Annotated in this window: 23 protein-coding genes; 11 read left to right on the top strand and 12 right to left on the bottom strand. The window is 71.0% G+C overall.

Going from position 1 to position 20,418, the window contains the following annotated elements:
* Positions 1–40: 40 nt before the first annotated feature.
* Positions 41–145, bottom strand: coding sequence for a small membrane protein MtfM (gene mtfM, locus AB0A90_RS28120; RefSeq protein ID WP_030327764.1), 105 nt, complete (start codon positions 143–145; stop codon positions 41–43).
* Positions 146–157: 12 nt separating this feature from the next.
* On the opposite strand from mtfM, the gene AB0A90_RS28115 reads away from it, so the two are divergent.
* The 3 genes from AB0A90_RS28115 to AB0A90_RS28105 all read left to right on the top strand — a co-directional run bounded on the left by AB0A90_RS28115 (position 158) and on the right by AB0A90_RS28105 (position 3,042).
* Complete coding sequence (locus AB0A90_RS28115) at positions 158–532, top strand: DsrE family protein (RefSeq protein ID WP_030490116.1); 375 nt, start codon at positions 158–160, stop codon at positions 530–532.
* Positions 533–610: 78 nt separating this feature from the next.
* The gene (locus AB0A90_RS28110; protein WP_357253777.1) at positions 611–991 is read left to right on the top strand and encodes an SCP2 sterol-binding domain-containing protein; all 381 of its coding nucleotides are present in this window, start codon (positions 611–613) and stop codon (positions 989–991) included.
* Positions 988–3,042, top strand: a complete 2,055-nt coding sequence (locus AB0A90_RS28105) for a glycogen debranching N-terminal domain-containing protein (protein WP_357253775.1) — start codon at positions 988–990, stop codon at positions 3,040–3,042. The genes AB0A90_RS28110 and AB0A90_RS28105 overlap by 4 nt, the downstream gene beginning before the upstream one ends.
* An 18-nt stretch (positions 3,043–3,060) precedes the next feature.
* On the opposite strand, the gene AB0A90_RS28100 is transcribed toward AB0A90_RS28105, so the two are convergent.
* From AB0A90_RS28100 to AB0A90_RS28070, 7 genes are all read right to left on the bottom strand, one after another.
* A complete protein-coding gene (locus AB0A90_RS28100) occupies positions 3,061–3,828 on the bottom strand; it encodes a hypothetical protein (RefSeq protein ID WP_357253975.1) in 768 nt (255 codons plus the stop codon).
* Between the two features lie 155 nt (positions 3,829–3,983).
* A complete protein-coding gene (locus AB0A90_RS28095) occupies positions 3,984–4,469 on the bottom strand; it encodes a winged helix-turn-helix domain-containing protein (protein ID WP_357253973.1) in 486 nt (161 codons plus the stop codon).
* A 176-nt stretch (positions 4,470–4,645) separates the two neighbouring features.
* Complete coding sequence (locus AB0A90_RS28090) at positions 4,646–4,966, bottom strand: DUF1416 domain-containing protein (RefSeq protein ID WP_357253773.1); 321 nt, start codon at positions 4,964–4,966, stop codon at positions 4,646–4,648.
* Positions 4,967–4,968: 2 nt separating this feature from the next.
* Complete coding sequence (locus AB0A90_RS28085; protein ID WP_357253771.1) at positions 4,969–5,817, bottom strand: sulfurtransferase; 849 nt, start codon at positions 5,815–5,817, stop codon at positions 4,969–4,971.
* A 206-nt stretch (positions 5,818–6,023) separates the two neighbouring features.
* Positions 6,024–6,101, bottom strand: a complete 78-nt coding sequence (locus AB0A90_RS28080) for an Ms5788A family Cys-rich leader peptide (RefSeq protein WP_310503780.1) — start codon at positions 6,099–6,101, stop codon at positions 6,024–6,026.
* 92 nt (positions 6,102–6,193) lie between these two features.
* A complete protein-coding gene (locus AB0A90_RS28075) occupies positions 6,194–6,982 on the bottom strand; it encodes a DUF2993 domain-containing protein (RefSeq protein WP_357253769.1) in 789 nt (262 codons plus the stop codon).
* A 104-nt stretch (positions 6,983–7,086) separates the two neighbouring features.
* Complete coding sequence (locus AB0A90_RS28070) at positions 7,087–8,148, bottom strand: hypothetical protein (protein ID WP_357253768.1); 1,062 nt, start codon at positions 8,146–8,148, stop codon at positions 7,087–7,089.
* 242 nt (positions 8,149–8,390) lie between these two features.
* On the opposite strand from AB0A90_RS28070, the gene AB0A90_RS28065 reads away from it, so the two are divergent.
* From AB0A90_RS28065 to pstB, 7 genes are all read left to right on the top strand, one after another.
* Positions 8,391–9,110: a response regulator transcription factor gene (locus AB0A90_RS28065; RefSeq protein WP_357253767.1), complete on the top strand. Its 720-nt coding sequence runs from the start codon at positions 8,391–8,393 to the stop codon at positions 9,108–9,110.
* 193 nt (positions 9,111–9,303) lie between these two features.
* A complete protein-coding gene (locus AB0A90_RS28060; protein WP_357253765.1) occupies positions 9,304–10,128 on the top strand; it encodes a polysaccharide deacetylase family protein in 825 nt (274 codons plus the stop codon).
* 128 nt (positions 10,129–10,256) lie between these two features.
* A complete protein-coding gene (gene mshD / locus AB0A90_RS28055) occupies positions 10,257–11,183 on the top strand; it encodes a mycothiol synthase (RefSeq protein WP_357253763.1) in 927 nt (308 codons plus the stop codon).
* A gap of 290 nt (positions 11,184–11,473) precedes the next feature.
* Entirely contained in the window at positions 11,474–12,580 is a 1,107-nt protein-coding gene (pstS, locus tag AB0A90_RS28050; protein ID WP_357253761.1) for a phosphate ABC transporter substrate-binding protein PstS, read from the top strand.
* A gap of 38 nt (positions 12,581–12,618) precedes the next feature.
* Positions 12,619–13,710, top strand: a complete 1,092-nt coding sequence (pstC, locus tag AB0A90_RS28045; RefSeq protein ID WP_357253759.1) for a phosphate ABC transporter permease subunit PstC — start codon at positions 12,619–12,621, stop codon at positions 13,708–13,710.
* Positions 13,707–14,795, top strand: coding sequence for a phosphate ABC transporter permease PstA (gene pstA, locus AB0A90_RS28040; RefSeq protein WP_357253757.1), 1,089 nt, complete (start codon positions 13,707–13,709; stop codon positions 14,793–14,795). The genes pstC and pstA overlap by 4 nt, the downstream gene beginning before the upstream one ends.
* Positions 14,796–14,812: 17 nt before the next feature.
* Positions 14,813–15,589: a phosphate ABC transporter ATP-binding protein PstB gene (gene pstB / locus AB0A90_RS28035; protein ID WP_355027583.1), complete on the top strand. Its 777-nt coding sequence runs from the start codon at positions 14,813–14,815 to the stop codon at positions 15,587–15,589.
* Positions 15,590–15,724: 135 nt separating this feature from the next.
* Here pstB and AB0A90_RS28030 read toward each other — a convergent pair whose 3' ends face one another.
* Positions 15,725–16,558 carry an NUDIX hydrolase gene (locus tag AB0A90_RS28030; protein WP_357253755.1) on the bottom strand — a complete coding sequence of 278 codons (834 nt, stop codon included), beginning with the start codon at positions 16,556–16,558 and terminating at the stop codon, positions 15,725–15,727.
* A gap of 105 nt (positions 16,559–16,663) precedes the next feature.
* Between AB0A90_RS28030 and AB0A90_RS28025 the strand changes: the two genes are divergently transcribed.
* The gene (locus AB0A90_RS28025; protein ID WP_357253753.1) at positions 16,664–17,632 is read left to right on the top strand and encodes a Gfo/Idh/MocA family oxidoreductase; all 969 of its coding nucleotides are present in this window, start codon (positions 16,664–16,666) and stop codon (positions 17,630–17,632) included.
* Between the two features lie 51 nt (positions 17,633–17,683).
* Here AB0A90_RS28025 and AB0A90_RS28020 read toward each other — a convergent pair whose 3' ends face one another.
* From AB0A90_RS28020 to AB0A90_RS28010, 3 genes are all read right to left on the bottom strand, one after another.
* Positions 17,684–18,697: an inorganic phosphate transporter gene (locus AB0A90_RS28020; protein ID WP_357068198.1), complete on the bottom strand. Its 1,014-nt coding sequence runs from the start codon at positions 18,695–18,697 to the stop codon at positions 17,684–17,686.
* 4 nt (positions 18,698–18,701) lie between these two features.
* Entirely contained in the window at positions 18,702–19,328 is a 627-nt protein-coding gene (locus tag AB0A90_RS28015) for a DUF47 family protein (RefSeq protein WP_053655020.1), read from the bottom strand.
* 128 nt (positions 19,329–19,456) lie between these two features.
* Positions 19,457–20,398, bottom strand: a complete 942-nt coding sequence (locus AB0A90_RS28010) for a PPK2 family polyphosphate kinase (RefSeq protein WP_357253751.1) — start codon at positions 20,396–20,398, stop codon at positions 19,457–19,459.
* Between the last annotated feature and the right edge of the window lie 20 nt (positions 20,399–20,418).

Here is a 20,418-nt window from a genome sequence, read left to right as displayed (position 1 = left end):
CGCGACTGCGGGGCTCGCAAGCCCGGCTCACTCCTCGCGCTCACCAACGTCCTCTCGAAATCCGTACGGCAAGGTAGACCAGGCCGCCGGCAAGCCCGCCTAGGCCAGCGACCAACAGGCTGACAAACCCGATCTCGGTAACCATCCCGACCATCCTATGCTGGGCCACATGGCCCGCACTCTCGTCGTCAAGGCCACCGCTGGGGCGGACGCCCCGGAGCGGTGCGCACAGGCATTCACGGTCGCCGCGACGGCGGTCGCGGCCGGCGTGGACGTATCGCTCTGGCTGACCGGTGAGTCAACCTGGTTCGCCCTGCCCGGACGCGCCCAGCAGTTCGAGCTGCCGCACTCCGCGCCGCTTGCCGAGTTGCTGCACGTCATCCTGACCAGTGGCCGGGTGACCGCGTGCACCCAGTGCGCGGCCCGACGGGAGATCGGCCCGGACGACGTACTGCCCGGGGTCCGGATCGCCGGTGCCGCCGTCTTCGTCGAGGAGGCGATGGCCGAGGGCGCGCAGGCGCTCGTCTACTGACCGCTTCACGCGGTTCGTCGATTCGAGCGGAGTGCGGATACCGGCCCGACAACCCGGGCAGCTGCCTACGATTCGGATGTGACCGAGGCGACGGAGAGGTTCTTCGAAGCACTGCCGTCCCGCGCCCCCGACATCCTGGGCGGCCTGGCCGACGGAACGCTTCAGATCGACCTCGGCGACGACCACCAGACCGAGCACTGGCTGGTCCGGATGCGGCCCGGGTCGGTGCAGGTCAGCCGAGGGCGCGGCCCGGCCGACGCCATCTGGTACAGCAGCGCCGCCCTCTTCGACCGACTGATCGTCGGCGAGGCACAGGGCGTCGCGGCGGTGCTGCGCAACGAGAGCACGTTCAGCGGAAACGTAGTGCTCTTCCTCGCCTTCCGCCGGTTCTTCCCGGACCCGCCCGGCACCCGCGACCCCCGCGAAACGGCGCGCAGGACAGCCGGACGACCGGCGTGAAGGAACTCGTCAGCATCCTGGACGGCAACACCTTCCTGGTCAGCGACCGGCGAGGGGACATCGAACCATCCTTCGACTTCCCCACCGGGCTGTTCTCCTTCGACACCCGATTCCTGTCCACGTGGGTGCTCACCCTGGACGGCGAACGGCTGCACGCCCTCTCCGTCGACGACGCCGAGTCGTACCGCACCAAGTTCTTCCTCGCCCCCGGGGAACCCACGCACTATCTGGACGCGAAGGCATCGGTGATCCGCAGCCGGGCGATCGTGGGCAGCTTCGAGGAGGAGCTGACCGTACTGAACCACCTCGGCGCGGAGGTCGAGTGCACCGTCCGGATCGAGATCGGGGCCGACTTCGCCGACCTGTTCGAGATCAAGAACTCGCGGCAGAAGCGGGGCCGGACCACCGTCTCGGTCGCCGAGAACGAGCTGCGGCTGACCTACCGGCGGGAGGCGTTCCACCGGGAGATGGTGGTCCGCAGCAGTGCGCCGGCGCAGGTCGATGCCAGCGGGATGACCTTCCGGATCCGGATCGCCCGGAACAGTAGTTGGACCACCCGGCTGCACGTGTCAAGCGTCGTCTACGGCGCCCGTGGCGAGGACATCCGGGCCACCCTGCCGTACGGGGGCAGCCGCAGCGCGGACGTCATCCGGGCAGAGCAGCAGGAACTGGTCGACCGGGCGCCGAAGCTCGGGTGCGACTGCGAACCACTGGCCGGGGCGTACCGGCGCAGCCTCAACGACCTGGCCGCCCTGCGCTACGAGTCGATCGCCCTGGGCGTGCGGCTGATCGCCGCGGGACTGCCCTGGTTCATGACCCTGTTCGGCCGGGACAGCATCATCACCTCACTGCAGGTGCTGCCGTTCCTGCCGGAGTTGGTCCCACCGACCATCCTGATGCTGGCCGGCCTTCAGGGGCACCGGGTGGACGACTTCCGGGACGAGGAGCCCGGCAAGATCCTGCACGAACTGCGGTACGGGGAGACCGCCGGCTTCGAGGAGCAGCCGCACTCGCCGTACTACGGGTCGGCCGACTCGACACCGCTGTTCATCATCCTGATCGACGAGTACGAGCGTTGGACCGGCGACTCCGCACTGGTACGCCGGCTGGAGCCGCAGGTCCGCGCGGCGTTGGAGTGGATCGACACGTACGGCGACCTGCTCGGCACCGGCTACCTCTGGTACCAGACCCGCAACCCGGAGACCGGCCTGCAGAACCAGTGCTGGAAGGACTCCTGGGACGCCATCTCGTACGCCGACGGCCAGTTCCCCGGGTTTCCCCGGGCCACCTGCGAACTACAGGGGTACGCGTACGACGCGAAGATCCGGGCCGCGCGGCTGGCCCGGACCTTCTGGAACGACCCGGAGTTCGCCGACCGACTGGAGGGCGAGGCCGCCGACCTCAAGCGGCGGTTCGACCGCGACTTCTGGATCGCCGACCGCGAGTACTACGCGGTCGCGCTGGACGCCGACGGCCGGCAGGTGGACGCGCTCACCTCGAACATCGGGCACCTGCTGTGGAGCGGAATCGTGGACGAGTCCCGTGCCGGCAAGGTGGTCGAGCACCTGCTCGGGCCACGGCTGTTCTCCGGCTGGGGGGTGCGCACGCTCGCCGCGGACGAGGGACGGTACAACCCGATCGGCTACCACGTGGGCACGGTCTGGCCGTTCGACAACTCGATCATCGCCTGGGGGTTGTGGCGGTACGGCTTCCGGAACGAGGCGGGGAAGCTCTGCGACACGTTGCTGGCGGCCTCCCGATACTTCGAGGGGCGGCTTCCGGAGGCGTTCGCCGGCTACGACCGGGATCTCACCGACTACCCGGTGGAGTACCCGACGGCGTGCAGCCCGCAGGCCTGGTCGACAGGCACCCCGCTGCTGCTGCTGCGGGTGATGCTGGGGTTGGAGCCGCAGGGCGAGCACCTGATCATCGACCCGGCCGTGCCACCGGGGATGGGCCGGGTCGAGCTGCTGGACATCCCGGGCCGGTGGGGCATGGTCGACGCGTTGGGGCGCAGCCGCGAACAGTCGGATCCACCGGGTGAGGGCTGACCCGAGGACCTGCCCGGTTCAGCTCGGGCAGCCGACGGTGGCGGCCAGCCGGGTGTCGTCCGGGACGAGCTCGGCGAGCACCGTGACCGCGCCGGTGCGGTACGCGTACACCGGGGGGTTGTCCAGCAGTGGGGTGGCGTCGGCCAGCGGAGCGAGGGCGGCCGGCGACACGGCCGGGCCGGGGCCGCCCGCGGACCGTGCGGTGCGAGCCGACCCGCCGCCCGGGCAGGGCGCGGTGACCAGCTCCGGCGCGGTGTCGCCGGGCCGGCCGAGGGCCGCCAGCGCGGCGGTCAGTGCGGCGGCTTCCGGACCGGCGGCGGTCGGCTGGGCTGGTCGGTAGCCGGAGCCGACCGGCCGGCAACCGGTGTCGACGAGCAACAGCACTCGGCCGTCCACGGTCGGCCGACCCTCGACGGCCACGAACTCACCCGCGTCGGCGTACAGCTCGGGGCCGTCCAGCCCGGAGCCGACGCCGGCCCGCCAGGTCGCCGGCAGCCGATCGGCGATGCCGTCCAACACGGCCTTCTCGGTGCCGGTGGGCGCGAGTACGCCGATCTCGCGTCGCAGCCTCGCCCCCTCCGCGAACGGGGTGACCCGGCAGCCGGCAGCGATCCGCGGCGGGCTCAGCTCCAGCAGGCCGGCGGCACCGGCGGCCCGCGCCAGCTCACCTATCGCCCGGTCGACCACCGGGCCGGCCTGGTCGAGGGAACGCTGCTCGCGAACGGTCGGCGGATCGGTGCGGACCGACATGGTGGTGAGCACGGCCAGCAGCACGGCCCACACCACGGTCGCGGCCAGCAGCCAACGCCGCCGTCGCCGGGCGGGTGCCGGCACGGTGGGACCGGCCGAAGAGGCCCAACCCGTCTGGACAGCACCGCTCACCCGGTCATGGTGTCACGCGCCCGCCGCCGGCCCGGCGGCGGAGGCAGTCGGCGGTACGGTCAGTGGCCGTTCAGCCGGGGCGGCGGGCCGAGTCGATAGCCGACGCCGCGCACCGCGTGCACCTGCGGTCCGCCCGGCAGGCCTCGTAACCTGCGCCGGAGCCGCTTGATCGTGGACTGCAGCGCCGCGGTGTCGGCGCCGCCCAGCGCGGAGGCGCAGAGCTGTTCGTAGCTCCACACCACCAGCGGCGGGCCGATGAGCCGGGCCAGCAGTTCCCGTTCGGCGCGGGAGAGCGGCAGCGGGTCGCCCCGCCAGGTCACCAGGTGTGCGGTCGGGTCGACGACCAGCTCACCCCAGCGGACGGGTCCCTGCGGCGTCGCGGGCGCGGCGACCGGCCCGACGACCGACGTCGAGCCACCCGGCGACGGGGACAGCAGCGCCCGCAACTGGGCCAGGTCGGCGCAGTTCACCACCGAGCCGACCCCGTCGAGCCGGCGCAGCACCCGACCGAGCACCCCGGCGTCCGCGCTGACGCAGACGACGATCGGAACCTCCGCGCCGGACTCGCCGCCACCCTGCGCACCAACCGTGATTTCCACCAGTAGATAGTGACGTACACCAATGGGTTTCGTTGGTCCGCACCGCCTGACGACCCTGCCGACAAACGACCGGGGCCGGCCACCCGCGTGGGTGTCCGGCCCCGGTCGATCGGAGCAGTGGGTCAGGCGACGGTGACGCCAACCTCGTTGACGCCCCGGCCGGCGGTGACGGCGGTGTCGCCGTTGCCGTGGCGGGACAGTGCCCGCAGCGTCCAGGAGCCCGGCGCGGCGAAGAACCGGAACTGGCCGGCCGCCGAGGTCACCACCTCGGCGGTGAACTCGCCCGTCGAGTCGAGCAGCCGGACGTACGCACCCGGCACCGGCTCGTCCTCAGCGGAGCGGACGATCCCGGTGATGACGGTTTCCTTCTCCAGGTCCAGGCTGGCCGGCAGCGGCGCGGCCTGGTCGGGTGCGGCGCAACCCGCGGCGGTGGGGAGCGTCATGATCAGGCCTCCCCGGGTTCGTCGCCGAGCGCGACCGGCACGCCGACCAGCGAGCCGTACTCGGTCCAGGAGCCGTCGTAGTTCTTGACGTTGCGGTGGCCCAGCAGCTCCTGGAGCACGAACCAGGTGTGCGAGGAGCGCTCACCGATGCGGCAGTAGGCGATGGTCTCCCTGCCGTCGTCGAGGCCCGCGTCGCCGTAGATCCGGCGCAGCTCGTCGTCGGACCGGAAGGTGCCGTCCTCGTTGGCCGCCTTGGACCACGGGACGCTGATCGCGGTCGGAATGTGGCCGCCCCGCTGCGCCTGCTCCTGGGGCAGGTGGGCGGGGGCGAGCAGCCGACCGGCGAACTCGTCGGGGCTGCGCACGTCGACCAGGTTCTTGGTGCCGATCGCCGCCACGACCTCGTCCCGGAAGGCCCGGATCGAGGTGTCCGGCTCCTGCGCGACGTACTGCGTCGCCGGGCGGGTCACCGAGTCGGTGACCAGCGGGCGGGCATCCAGCTCCCACTTCTTGCGACCGCCGTCGAGCAGCTTCACGTCGCCGTGGCCGTAGAGCTTGAAGTACCAGTAGGCGTACGCGGCGAACCAGTTGTTGTTGCCGCCGTAGAGGATGACGGTGTCGTCGTTGCTGATGCCCCGCTCGGAGAGCAACGCCTCGAACTGCGTCTTGTTGACGAAGTCCCGGCGGACCTGGTCCTGCAGGTCGGTCTTCCAGTCAATCTTGATGGCACCGGCGATGTGGCCGGTGTCGTAGGCCGAGGTGTCCTCGTCGACCTCGACGAAGACGACGCCCGGGGCGTCGAGGTTCTTCTCGGCCCACTCGGCCGAAACGAGTGCGGTGTCGCGACTCATCGAATCACTCCCTGGTGAGGATGGATGGTGAGCCAACGCGCGAGCATTGATGGGTGTAACTGTCGCACCACGCGCGGGACCCAGCGGAAGGACGGGATCACGGGTTCGTGCGACGGCGCCGCTGCCGGGCATTCGGTGGGATCACCGGAGGGTGCGAGAACCCTGTGCCGGTGGCCGCCGTCAGGCGGCCGGAGACAGCCCCGCCGTCAGATGACGGGGCGACACAGGCAGGTGGCCACGCGGCACAGGTCGACCGCGCGCCGTTTGGTGAGGTGGGTCCCCATGAGCAGGGAGCCTACCAGCCGGTGACCGTGCTGCCACTGGGTCGACCACCATCCGGGAACGACCCGGGCCGTCGTCCGGCCCGGGTCGCCACTCAGCTGACGGAATTGATGGGCACGTTCTTCGCGTCGGCGGTGACCGCCAAGCCTTCCGGCAGCGGGCGGACCTCCCGGACGGCGAGTTGGAACGGCAGATCCGGCAGGGGCACATCGATGGAGATGCTCTTGGCGAAGTTGTTCAGGAAGGTGCGGGCCAGCGGCAGGTTCGGCAGACCCGCGGCGTCCAGGTCGTTGAACCGCAGGGCGACCGCGCCGTTGTCGGCGACGGTGACGTCGGCGGTGCCGCTGATCGTGATCTTCTGACCGAGGATGTCGGCCGGACCTGTGACGGCGAGCTTGCCGTTCTGCTCGCCGAGGACGAGCCCCGGGCGCTTCAGCAGCGCGGTCAGACTCTCGTAGCTGATCGTGCCGGTGCCGTTGACGGTGTCCGCCACGACGTCGCCCTGGCCGGTACGCAGGGTGTCCAGCGAGGCCCGCACGTTGCGAGCGTCCACGTTGAGCACCGGCAACCGCACGGTGTCGCCCTCGACCGGGGCCTGCACGTCCCGCAGTTTGATCGAGATCCGCTCGTAGCGACCGTCGAGCACCTGGGTGAGGAACGGGACTCCGGCGACCTCCACGTCCGGCTTGGCGGCCTGCCCGCCCTGCTTGGCGACCTCCTGCTGGACGCGCTCGCCGATCATCCGCTCGGCGACCCCGACGGCCACCCGGTCGGCGACGACCAGCAACCCGGCCAGCAGCAGGAGCAGCACGAACAGCCCGATGAGCAGCTTGCGGCCACGCCGTCGGGGTCGCGCCTCGTCCACCGGATAGTCCTGCGCCACGCCGCCTCCTGTCTCCGCCCGTCGCGCCGCGACGGGTCGTTCATACCGACGCCGCAGGGCGGCGCACCCGTTGGTACCCGAGCGGCTCCGCGCTCAACCGTGACTCAGAGGAAGAGCATGCACATGGCGTACGCGGCCGGCGCCGCGAGGGCGAAGCCGCCGAGCGGACCCTGCATGTGCCGGGCCACCCACATGGTGGGCGTCTCGCCGGCCATCAGCCGCCCCGCCTCCGCGTACCCCACGGCGAGATCGGAGAGGACGGCGGTGACCGCCGCGACCAGGCCGATCACGGCGGCCCGGGTCGGCGTGAAGGGTGCCACCAGGTAGCTGCCCAGGAGTGCGCTGGTGAGCGTGCCGACCATCGCGCCGGCCACCACGCCAGCGGCGCCGCGCGGCACCTGCGGAGCCAGTCGGGGCCAGGGCAGCACGGCGTCGGTCAACCGGGCGACGGTCAGCGCGACGCCGCTGGCGGACAGGCAGACGGTGATCGCCTGGGTGCCGGCCGGGATCCGGCTGAGCACGATCAGGGTGCCGAAGGCCACCACCCCGACCACGATGAGCAGCGTGGCGCCGAGTGAGTCGGTGACCCGGACCCGGTCGACCCGACGGACCAACTGGCCGAGAACCGCGGCGAGGAACCCGCCGGCCGCCAGGTAGCCCAGCGGCGCCAGGCCGGCGACGTCGGTCTGCACCGCGGCGATGTCGACGAGCGCCGCGACCACGGCGCTGATCCCGGCGACGACCAGCAGCGCGGGCGGTCGCATGGCCATGGTCCAGGCCAGTACGAACAGCAACTGGACGCCGAAGATGATGAAGGCGAATGGCAGGCGGTGACCGGGACCCGAGGTCTGTGCGCCGAGCACCAGACCGAGGCCGAGCAGCGCGGCGAAGCCGGCGATGGTCACCGCCAACTGGCGGCGTACCTCGACCGGGGGTACGACCTCCTCCTCCGGCTCGTCGACCTCGTCCTCGGATCGGCGGGCCGGCTCACCGGCTCGCCGGGCCCGACGAGGCCCACCCCGTTCGCGGCGGTCGCCGTCGGTGGTGGTGGCCGGGCCGGTACGCGGCGCGGACGGTTGGCCGCGGCTCGGTGTGGCGGCCGGACCCGGGTGGGGCCCGGCGGGCCACGATTCGCGGCCGGCCTCGGGCGACGTGGAGGGAAACACGACCCGATCGTGCCAGACCGACGGCCCGAAGCGGTGGTCACGGGTTTCAGCAACGTTAAAACCTGGGCCACGATCAGGGGCAAGGTAGACAAACGGGAAATGGCCTGACGGCGCGGCCAAGGCGATCGGTTACGCTCATCCCGTTACCCCGCCCGTCAGCGACGCCGGGACCACGCAATTTCTCAGCGCGCTCCCCCGTGAGTGTGTCTGGTCGCGTGCGGCCGTGCGCCGCCGGGACGGAGGTGATCGTGGAAATCCTGCTGCTGGTGACTGCGCGCGCAGGCGAACCGTCGGCTGTGCTGCCGGCACTCGACCTGCTGCCGCATTCGGTTCGTACCGCGCCGCGCGACGTTCGCACCCTGGTCGCGGGCCCCAGCCCGGACGCGGTGATGGTGGACGCCCGCTCGGAGTTGAGCGAGGCCCGCGCGACCTGCCGCATGTTGCACGCCACCGGGCTCGGCGTGCCGCTCGTCGCGGTGGTGACCGAGGCCGGCCTGATCGCGCTGAACGCGGACTGGGGCGTCGACGACGTCATCCTCGCCTCGGCCGGCCCCGCCGAGGTCGAGGCCCGGCTGCGGCTGGCGGTGGGCCGGCTGAGCAACGCGACGGCTGGCGCGGGCGGCTCGATCCGGGCCGGCGAGCTGAACATCGACCCGGACACGTACGCGGCCAAGCTCAAGGGTCGGCCGCTCGACCTCACCTACAAGGAGTTCGAGCTGTTGAAGTTCCTGGCCCAGCACCCGGGTCGGGTGTTCACCAGGGACCAGCTCCTGCGCGAGGTCTGGGGCTACGACTACTTCGGCGGCACCCGCACGGTGGACGTGCACGTCCGGCGGCTGCGCGCCAAGCTCGGCTCGGAGTACGAGTCGATGATCGGCACGGTTCGCCAGGTCGGCTACAAGTTCGTCGTTCCGCCGTCGCGTTCGCTGCCCGAGGCGGAGCACGTGCCACTGCCGGTCTGATCCGCGAGTCGCCCCGAGCGATTTCCCATATGCCCTTTTTGCGCAGCTTGGCAGTCCTATTCTGACTGCCGGGTTTGTCGGAGAAGGGGGCGGCTGTGCGCGCAGTGACCACGGGGGCGACGGGCCGGCGTGACCGGCCAGGCGGGCACAGGCCGTGACGCGGGGCAACTCGACCGCGAGGGCGGCCGGGATCGTGACCGTGGTGGTGGCGGCACTGCTCGGCTCGGCGTACGCGCTGGGCCGCAGTCTCGTGCCCGATCAGGTTCCGGGGCTCTCCACCGGGGCCACGACAGGTGCCGACGGGCCGCACTACGCCGACCAGCCCAGCGGTGGCGAGCCGAGCGGCACCCCGAGCGCCAGCACCGGCCCCGCCGAGACCGGTCAGGACGGGTCGGCGCCGAATACGGGCACCGACAACCTGTTCGGCGCGCACGCCACCTCCGGCTCTCCGCGTCTCGCGCTGACCTTCGACGACGGCCCCGACCCGCGCTACACCCCACAGGTCCTCGCCCTCCTGCGCGAGTACGACGTGCACGCCACGTTCTGCGTGGTCGGCGAGAACGCGCAGAACCACCCCGACCTGATCCAGGCGATCGTCAACGAGGGGCACACCCTGTGCAACCACTCGTGGCACCACGACGTCGGCCTGGGTGCCCGCTCGGCCGACGCGATCCGCGCCGACCTGCTGCGCACCAACGCGGCGATCCGGGCGGCGGTGCCGAACGCTCCGATCGTCTGGTACCGCCAGCCGGGCGGCGCGTGGACGTACCCCGTGGTGTCGGTGGCTCGGCAACTCGGCATGACCCCGCTGCACTGGTCGGTGGACCCGTCGGACTGGGAACTGCCCGGCGCCGGCAAGATCACCGCGACCGTGTTGACGCAGGCCGAACCGGGCTCGGTGGTGCTGCTGCACGACGCCGGCGGGAACCGGCAGGGCACCGTGGACGCGCTGCGCCGGATCCTGCCCGACCTGACCGCGAGGTTCGAGTTGGAGGCGCTGCCCACCGACCCGACGTGAGGCGCGGCGTCCGGGTCCGCGCCGATGCTGGCGCGAGCGGTCACGCCCCTGGCCGGCCTGCGGCGCTCCCAGACGACGACCCGCCGCGTTGGAGATTCGTCCGGACACGCAGCGGATACGGTGGCGGAATGAGCAGCGCGGAGCCGACCAGCGACCAGGTGACCCGGACCGACCGACTGGCGCCGGCGGAGATCGGCGAGATACTGGCCCTCGCCAGCGCCGCCGGCGACACCGACGGCGCCGACCCGCTGGACGAGCACGTCCTGCTCCGCCTCCGTGACCCGGACGCCCCGGCCCTGCACCTGATCGCCCGCGCCGACGACGGCACCCTCACCGGGTACGCGCACCTCGACACCACCGACCCGGTCGGCGGGATCGGGGTCGAGCTGGTGGTGCACCCCGCGTACCGACGCCGGGGCACCGGTCGCGCGCTGGCCCGGGGCGTACTCGCCTCGGCCACCGGGCCGCTGCGGGCGTGGGCGCACGGCGACCACCCGTCAGCCGCGGCGCTCGGCGTCGACCTCGGGTTCACCCGGGCGCGGGTGCTCTGGCAGTTGCGCCGCCCCCTGGCCGCTCCGCTGGGTGAGCCGCGCCTGCCCGACGGGGTGGCGCTGCGCGCGTTCCGACCCGGGTCGGACGACGCGGCGTGGCTGATCCTCAACTCACGCGCCTTCGCCGAGCACCCCGAGCAGGGGCGGTGGACCTCGGACGACCTGCGCGTCCGCCTCGGCGAGCCGTGGTTCGACCCGGCCGGCTTCCTGCTCGCCGAGGAGACCGCCACCGGTCGACTGCTCGGCTTCCACTGGACCAAGGTGCACGAACGCCCGGGGTCGGCCCGGATCGGCGAGGTGTACGTGCTGGGCGTGGAGCCGACCGCGCACGGCGGCGGGCTCGGCCGGGCCCTGACCACCGCCGGGCTGGCGTACCTGCGGGACAAGCGGGGCCTGGACCGGGTGATGCTCTACGTGGACGAGTCGAACGCCGGGGCCGTCGCGCTCTACGAGCGGCTGGGCTTCGCCCGTTGGTCCGCGCACATCAACTACCACCTGGGCTGACCGTCGACCCGCTCCCCGGCCGGTCACCGCGCGGTAACGGCCGGGCCTCGGCGGCATAACGGCGAACCGGAAATATACCCATACTTCCGACAGGTGTATCCGGGTTCACTTAACGGACAACTCGCCCTCAGCAAGCGGTCATCTCGGCGGCCGTACGTGTTCACCTCGCGTTCACTTACGACCGGCGAACCGGCTACCTGGCACTTCTAACTTTCGTGTCAGCCGGTCAGTGCCGGTCCTCGGGCCCCGGGATCGGGGCGCCAAGTCAGACGCGAAGGGAAACCCCTCAGGTGAAGCTCCAGCGGTACGGCACTATTGCCTGCCTCGCTCTTGCCGCGACGCTCGGCCTCAGTGCATGCGGCTCGGACAACAACGGGCCCGCCTCCGGCGCGAACGCTTCGGGCTCGGCCGCCGCGGTCGACTGCGCTACCGGCACGCTGAACGCCCAGGGCTCGTCGGCGCAGAAGAACGCCATGGCCGAGTGGATCAAGGCGTACCAGCAGAAGTGCCAGGGCACCACGATCAACTACGAGGCTTCCGGCTCCGGCGCCGGCATCCAGGCGTTCATCGCCGGGACCGCCGACTTCGCCGGCTCCGACTCCGCGCTCAAGCCGGAGGAGCAGCCGCAGGCGGACGCCAAGTGCGTCGGTGGCAAGGCCATCCACCTGCCGATGGTGATCGGCCCGGTGGCCGTCGCCTACAACGTCAGCGGCGTGGACAACCTCCAGCTCAAGCCGGCCACCCTGGCGAAGATCTTCGCCGGCAAGGTCACCAAGTGGGACGACGCCACGATCAAGGCCGACAACCCGGACGCCAAGCTCCCGGCGACCACGATCCAGACCATCCACCGCTCGGACGAGTCGGGCACCACCGACAACTTCACCAAGTACCTCTCGAAGACCGCTGAGAGCGACTGGACCCTGGGCAACGCCAAGGCGTGGAAGGCCCCGGGCGGCACCGGCGCCAAGGGCTCGGACGGCGTGGCCAGCAAGGTCAAGGCTGCCGACGGCTCCATCGGCTACATGGAGTGGTCGTTCGCCGAGAACGCCGGCCTGAAGATGTCCAAGATCGGCAACGGCAACGGCGAGTTCGCCGCGCTGACCGCCGAGGCGGCCGGCAAGACCATCGCCGGCGCCAAGGTCGACGGCCAGGGCGACGACCTCAAGCTGTCGATCGACTACAACACCAAGGAGACCGGGGCCTACCCGATCGTCCTGGCGACGTACGAGGTCGTCTGCAGCAAGGGCCTCGCGGCCGACAAGTTGAAGCTGGTCAAGGGCCTGCTGGGCCACGCCGCCAGCGCCGAGGGCCAGGCCTCTCTCACCGAGCTGGGCTACGCCCCGCTGCCGGAGACGGTCCGCACCAAGGTCGAGACCGCGGTCAAGAACCTCTCCTGACCCGATTCCACACCTCCGCAACCGAATCGAGCGAGCAGATGGGTGAAACCCCTCACCGCTCGGCCGACGCCGGCACCGGTGGGACGCACGTGACTCAGAGTCACGAGTGGTCCGCCGGTGCCTCGGCGCGTGTGGCCGAGGCACCAGTCAGCACCCGTTCCCCGGGCGGCACCGAGCTGGGCGGCGGCGGCGCGCTGCCGCGCAGCCGTAAGTTCGGCGCCGAGCGGGCCTTCCGCGGTCTCACCCTGGCCGCCGGCACCGCCGTTCTGGTCATCATCGCCGCCATCGCGATCTTCCTGGTCGCCAAGGCGGTGCCGGCCCTCCGCGCCAACACCGAGAACTTCTGGTCCTACGAGGGCTGGTCCCCCAACGAAACCCAGCCGAAGTTCGGCATCGGCGCGCTCGCCTTCGGCACCGTGCTCAGCTCGGCGCTCGCACTGCTCATCGCGGTGCCGGTGGCGCTCGGTATCGCGCTCTACCTCTCGCACTACGCGCCGCGCCGGTTGGGCACCGCGCTCGGCTTCCTGGTCGACCTGCTGGCCGCCGTACCGAGCGTGGTCTTCGGTCTGTGGGGGCGGGACGTCTTCAGCAGCCCGGTGCGGGACTTCTCGGTCTGGCTGAACCAGCACTTCGGCTGGATCCCGCTCTTCGGCGGTGACGGCCCCTTCGGGGCGTCCGTCATGCTGGGCGCTCTGGTGCTCGCGATCATGGTGCTGCCGATCATCACCTCGCTCTCCCGCGAGGTGTTCCTCCAGACGCCGACCGCGAACGAGGAAGCCGCCCTCGCCCTGGGCGCCACCCGCTGGGAGATGCTCCGCACCGCGGTGCTCCCGTACGGCCGCCCCGGCATCATCGCCGCGATGATGCTCGGCCTCGGCCGGGCGCTCGGCGAGACCATCGCCCTGGCGCTGACCCTCGGCATCACCTTCAACATCTCGTTCAACCTGATCCAGAACGGCGGCAACACCATCGCCGCCAACATCGCCAACGCGTTCGGCGAGGCGAACGAGACCGGCCGGGGCGCGTTGATCGCCTCCGGCCTGGTGCTGTTCGCCATCACGCTGATCGTCAACATCACGGCGCGGGCGATCATCTACCGCCGCCGGGAGTTCACGGAGTCGGCCGCATGACCACAACCGTCACCTCCCACCGCACCCGGCCCCCGGCCCAGCCCGACTCGCTGCGGGCCAGGCGACTGCCCTGGTACGCCGCCCCGGCCATCGCCGTGGCGGCCCTGGCGCTCTCCGCCGTGCTCGTCTACGGCACCGACATCGGCGGCCCGGTCCTCGTGGTCGTCCTCGGCGCGGTGCTCTACCTGGTCGGGCTCTTCGCCGCGGCCAACGCGGTCGAGGGGCGCCGGTCGGCCCGCAACCGCACCTGGAGCGCGCTGATCCACTCCGCGTTCGTGCTGGCGGTGCTGCCGCTCATCTCGGTGGTCTGGACGCTGGTCAGCAAGGGCACCGAGCGGCTGGACGGCAACTTCTTCCAGACCTCGATGAACAACATCGGGGCCCGGGACGCCAACGGCGGCGCGTACCACGCGATCGTCGGCACGCTGGAGCAGGTCGGCATCGCCACCCTGATCACCGTCCCGCTCGGCGTTCTCTGCGCCATCTACATCGTCGAGTACGGGCGGGGCAAGTTCGCCTTCGCGATCCGGTTCTTCGTGGACGTGATGACCGGCATCCCGTCGATCGTCTCCGGCCTCTTCGTGCTGGCGTTCTGGGTGCTCGTCGTGTCGCCGTGGTTCAACGACGGCCGGCCCAGCTTCTCCGGCTTCGCCGCCGCGCTCGCGCTGAGCGTGCTCATGCTGCCCACCATCGTCCGGTCCACCGAGGAGATGCTCCGCCTCGTCCCGGCGCCACTGCGCGAGGGCGCGTACGCGCTCGGCGTACCCAAGTGGAAGACCATCCTGCGGGTGGTGGTGCCGACGGCACTGCCCGGCATCGTCACCGGCGTCATGCTCGCCATCGCCCGCGCGGCCGGCGAGACCGCACCGGTGCTGCTGGTCGCCGGCGGCGGCGCCGCGATCAACACGAACCCCTTCGAGAACAGCCAGTCGTCGCTGTCCCTCTTCGTCTACCAGCAGGCCGGTGACGCGTCGAAGTACGCACCGGCACGGGCGTGGACCGCGGCACTCACCCTGGTCGCCCTCGTGCTCATCCTGACGATCGCGGCGAAGTTGCTGGCCCGTCGCAACAGGCTCAGCCGATGAACCCCGGAGGTACCACCATGGCCAAGCGCGTCTCCGCCTCGAACGTCACCGCGTACTACGGCGGCTTCAAGGCGATCGAGAACATCAACCTGACCGTCGAGCCGAAGACCGTCACCGCCCTGATCGGGCCGTCCGGTTGCGGCAAGTCCACGTTCCTGCGGTCGATCAACCGCATGCACGAGGTGCTGCCGGGCGCCCGGGTCGAGGGCAGCCTGACCATCGACGACCAGGACATCTACGACCGGGACGTGGACGTCACCGCGGTCCGGCGCACGATCGGCATGGTCTTCCAGCGGCCGAACCCGTTCCCCACCATGAGCATCTTCGAGAACGTGGTGGCCGGGCTGAAGCTCAACGGCGTCCGCCGGAAGTCGATCCTGGAGGACGCGGCCGAGAAGGCACTGCGCTCGGCGAACCTGTGGGACGAGGTCAAGGACCGGCTGGGCAAGCCCGGCGCGGGCCTCTCCGGCGGTCAGCAGCAGCGGCTCTGCATCGCCCGGACCATCGCGGTCGAGCCGCAGGTCGTCCTGATGGACGAGCCGTGCTCGGCGCTGGACCCGATCTCCACCCTGGCGATCGAGGACCTGATGTTCCAGCTCAAGGACAAGTTCACGATCATCATCGTGACGCACAACATGCAGCAGGCCGCGCGGGTGTCGGACCGGACCGCCTTCTTCTCGATCGAGAAGACCGGCGACCCGGGCCGGCTGATCGAGTACGACAACACCCAGAAGATCTTCAGCAACCCGAGCGTGAAGAAGACCGAGGACTACATCACCGGCCGCTTCGGCTGAGCCGCATACCCCTACCCAGGATCGCGCTCGATCAGGAATGTGGTGGCCTCACCGTGCAACGGAGGCCACTACTTCCATGTTCGAGCGCGATCTTTCGGTAGGAGCGAGCCCGGCGGGCAGCGCGGCAACTCCCGGTCAGCCCAGGACGAAGCGGGGTGCGCCGTCCGGGGGCAGGTCCAGGCGTGGGGTGACCGGGCTGGCGGCGTCCCGATCGGCCGCCGCTCGCGCCACCCCGGCCAGGTCACCGGCCGCCGCCACCTGGGCCAGCGTGACCAGGGTCGGTGGCAGCATGGTCAGCTCGCCGGCCTGCGCGCGGGCCAGCGCGTCCGCCGGGCGTATCCACAGGGTGTGGTCGGCCTCGCCGGAGACGTCGCGGGTCCGCTGGCCCGCCGGCAGCAGGGCCACGAAGAAGTACGTGTCGAAGCGACGCGGCTCGAACTCCGGGGTGATCCACCGGCTCCACGGCAGCAGCAGGTCCGACCGCAGGGTGAGCTGCCGGTTGGCGAGCAGCTCGGCGAAGCCCAGCCGGCGCCCCTCCAGGTCCTGCCGGGCGGCCTCCCAGTCGTCCCCGCTGACGTCGCCCACCACGGTCGCCGGGTCCGGGCCGGCAAGCAGCACGCCCACCTCCTCGAAGACCTCCCGGGCGGCGGCATAGACGACGGCCTGCGCGGCTTCCGGGGTCACCCCGAGCCGCCCGGCCCACTCGGCGGGTGCCGGCCCGGCCCAGTCCAGGTGTGCAGCGGAGTCGGAGCGGTCCACCCCACCGCCGGGGAAGGCGTACATCCCGCCGAAGGTCATCGCGGCGACCCGGCGGATGACGTACACCTCGAAGTCGACGTCGGTCGGACGCAGCAGCAGCACGGTGGCGGCGACCCGCGGCGTCGCCGGGGTGCCGCCCTCGGCCTGGAACCGGCGGGCGTGCTCGACCAGGGCGGCCGGGGCGGCGAAGCCGTCACTGTCGATCGTCATGCCCGCGAGCCTAGTTCGCGGCAGCGCGACCGCCGGCAGCGCGCCAGCCTCGTCGGGTGGGTGGGGGCAGTGGCGGGTTTAGCTGGCTCGGCTAGCGTGCCCTGCATGACTCGTTGGGGCATCCTGGCCACCGGCCACATCGCCAGCCGTTTCGCCGAAGACCTCCGGCTGGTGCCGGACGCCGAGCTGGTCGCGGTCGGCTCGCGCGCCGTCGAGAGCGCGCGGCGGTTCGCCGACACCTACGGCGCGAAGCGCGCGTACGGCTCCTGGGTGGAGTTGGCCGCCGACCCGGAGGTGGACGCGATCTACGTGGCGACCCCGCACTCCGCGCACCACGAGGCGGCGATGACCTGCCTGACCGCCGGGCGGGCGGTGCTGTTGGAGAAGCCGTTCACCCTCGACCTGTCCACCAGCACCGAACTGGTGGACACCGCCCGCGCCGCCGGGGTCTTCCTGATGGAGGCCATGTGGATGCGGCTGAATCCGCTGATCCTGCGCGTGGTCGACCTGATCGCGGACGGGGCGATCGGCACGGTGACCGGCGTCCGGGCCGATTTCGGGGTGGCCGGGCCGTTCCCGCCGGAGCACCGGATGCGCAACGCCGCGCTGGGCGGGGGCGCCCTGCTCGACCTGGGGATCTACCCGATCAGCCTGGCCCACCTGCTGCTCGGCGTGCCGCAGCACATCCGCTCCTGGGCGCAGCTCGGCCCGGAGGGGACGGACGAGAACACCGGCATGCTGTTCGGCTACGACAGCGGAGCGCTGGCAACGCTGAGCTGCGGCATGGTCGGATTGAGCGGGCAGACCGCCTCGATCACGGGCACCACCGGACGGATCGACCTGCCGGAGCCGTTCTTCCGGCCGGGTTCCGTGGTCCTGCACCGGGCCGGCGCGGAGCCGGAGACGATCGTTGCCGACGGGGCCGGCAACGGCTACCAGTACGAGGCGATCGAGGTGCAGCGCTGCCTGGCCGCCGGGCTGACCGAGAGCCCGGTGGTGCCGCATTCCACGACCCTTGAGGTGATGGCGCTGCTGGACACGGTGCGCGAGCAGATCGGCGTCCGGTACGAGTGACCCGAACGGCCCCGGTCGCGGTGACCGGGGCCGTTTAGGTGCCGGGTCCGGTCAGCCGAAGAGCGGCCGGACCAGCAGGTAGGTGACGCAGGCGATCAGCGCTGCGGCCGGGAACGTGATGATCCAGGCGAGCACGATGTTGCCGGCGACGTTCCAGCGGACCGCGGAGAGCCGCTTCGTCGCGCCGACACCCATGATCGCCGAGGTGATCGTGTGGGTGGTGGAGATCGGGGCCTTCAGCACCAGGGCGTTGAAGTAGAGCACCGCGCTGGCGACCGTCTCGGCGGCGAAGCCCTCCGGCGGCCCCAGGTCGATGATCTTGCGACCGAGGGTCCGGATGATCCGCCAGCCGCCGGCGTACGTGCCCAGGGCCAGCATCGTCGCCGAGGTCCAGAACACCCAGCCCGGGATGTGCGTCTTGCTCTCCTGGAAGCCGCCGGTGTAGAGCGCCAGCACGACGATGCCCATGGTCTTGGCGGCGTCCTGCATGCCGTGACCGACCGACATGGCCGCCGCCGAGACGGTCTGCGCCCAGCGGAAGCCCCGGTTGAGCTTGCCCGGCTGCCCCTTCCGGAACAGCCAGAGGATGGCGAGCATCAGCAGGTAGCCGAGGGTCAGGCCGACGATCGGCGAGAGCACCATCGGCAGCAGCACCTTCTCGCCGATGTTGCCCCACTGCACGATGCCGCCGGTGGACAGCAGGGTCGCGCCGACCAGGCCGCCGAAGAGGGCGTGCGAGGACGACGAGGGCAGACCGAAGTACCAGGTGATCAGGTTCCAGGCGATCGCCCCGAGCACCCCGGCGAAGACCACGCCGAGACTGTTCACCCCGGTCGGGAGGGTGACCAGGCCGTCGCCGACGGTCTTGGCGACGCCGGCGCCGAAGTGCGCGCCGACGAAGTTGCCGACCGCGGCGAGACCGAGGGCGATCCTGGGGGTCAGCGCCCGGGTGGAGACGCTTGTCGCGATCGCGTTGGCGGCGTCGTGGAAGCCGTTGGTGTAGTCGAACGCCAGGGCTACCCCGATCACCGCCAGGACGGCGATGAGTTCGGGTGTGAAGGTCACCGGCTCAGGACTCCTTGACCGCGATGGTCTCGACCGTGTTGGCCACGTGCTCGAAGGCGTCGCAGGCGGCCTCCAGTTCGTCGGCGACCTCCTTCATCTTCAGCACCGTCAACGCGTCGTACTCACCGGAGAAGAGGCGGACGAGCAACTGCCGGTTGATCCGGTCGCCCTCGTTCTCCAGCCGGTTGCACTCGATCCAGTAGTCCTCAAGATCCTTCATCGACTTCAGTCGGGGCATCGCGTCGGCGGTCAGCTTGGCCTGCTGGTCGAGCACGTTGACCATCTCGTGCAGCTCGCGGGGCAGCGCCGGCAGCTCGGTCAGCCCGTAGAGGTAGAGCAGGTCGCCCACCGCTTCCAGGTGGTCCATCACGTCGTCGAGCAGCGAGCCGAGCCGGTAGATGTCCTCCCGGTCGAACGGCGTGATGAACGTCGAGTTGATCTTCTTGTACAGGTCGTGGGTGATCTGGTCGCTGTCGTGCTCGACCTCGGTCAGCCGCTCGCTGACGGACTGGACGTCCACACCCGGCAGGGCCAGCTCGTTGAGCAGCGCGGTGCCCCGGACCAGGTTCTGCGCGGCCCTGGTGAAGAGCTCGTAGAAGGCGCCCTCGGTGGGGCGGAAGGAAAACTTCACAGCACAGACCTCGTCGCGTCGGTGGAAGGGTGGCGGAGCCCGAAGAACGTCCGCTCGGTGAATGCTAGGAGCCGGTAGAACCGCGAATTCGCCGGCCCACCCCTGGCCAAGCCTCATTCACCGCTCGTTCACCTGCTGTTCATCTCGGCCGTCCCACCCGCATCCACTCCCCCAGCAACCAATCGCTCCCGCTCACGATCGACGTCGAAATCGGCAGCCGGATACCCCAGGTCGAGGGTGTCGAACGTCTCACGCAGCAGATGAGCCACCGCCCAGTCCCGGTACCACTTACGGTCCGCCGGCACCACGAACCAGGGCGCGGCGTCCGTGCCGCACCGGCTGAGGGCCTCGGCGTACGCGGCCTGGTAGTCGTCCCAGTGCGACCGGGAGTCGACGTCGGAGGGGTTGTACTTCCAGTGCTTGCGTGGGTCGTCGAGCCGCTCCAACAGGCGCTTGCCCTGCTCGGCGTACGAGATGTGCAGCATCACCTTGAGCACGGTCAGCCGCCCCTCGGTCAACTCCCGCTCGAACGAGTTGATCTCGTCATAGCGTGCTCGCCAGGTCGCCTCCGGCACCAGCGAGCCGACCCGGGCGATCAACACGTCCTCGTAGTGCGATCGGTTGAACATCCCCACGTACCCCGGCGGCGGCAACTCCCGCCGGATCCGCCACAGGAAGTCGTGCCGCAACTCCTGGCGGGTCGGCGGCCCGAACGAGCGGATGTGCAGGCCCAGCGGATTCATCGCGCCGGCCACCCGCTTGATCGTGCCGTCCTTGCCACCGCAGTCCATCGCCTGCAGCACCAGCAGCACCCGGCGCGCCGGGCGATCCGACCCGGTCTTGGCCATCGCGTAGAGCATTTCCTGCTGCCGGGCCAGCTCGCCGCCGACCAGCTCCACCTGCTCCCGCGCCCAGGCCTTACGGTGCTCGCCGCGCCCCGCCGTACTCGGCACGCCGGGCGTGGACCGCGGGTCGACCGCGCCCAGATCCACAGGTGCGGTGACCCGCAGCAACTCCCGCACGGAACCGCCGTCCGGTGCCACGATCTGCCCTTGCTGGGGTGCGCTCATCCACGGATCATCGCCCAATC

This window comes from Micromonospora sp. NPDC049204, assembly GCF_040647935.1.
GTDB lineage: Bacteria > Actinomycetota > Actinomycetes > Mycobacteriales > Micromonosporaceae > Micromonospora.
This window is presented reverse-complemented; position numbering and strand designations above follow the sequence as displayed.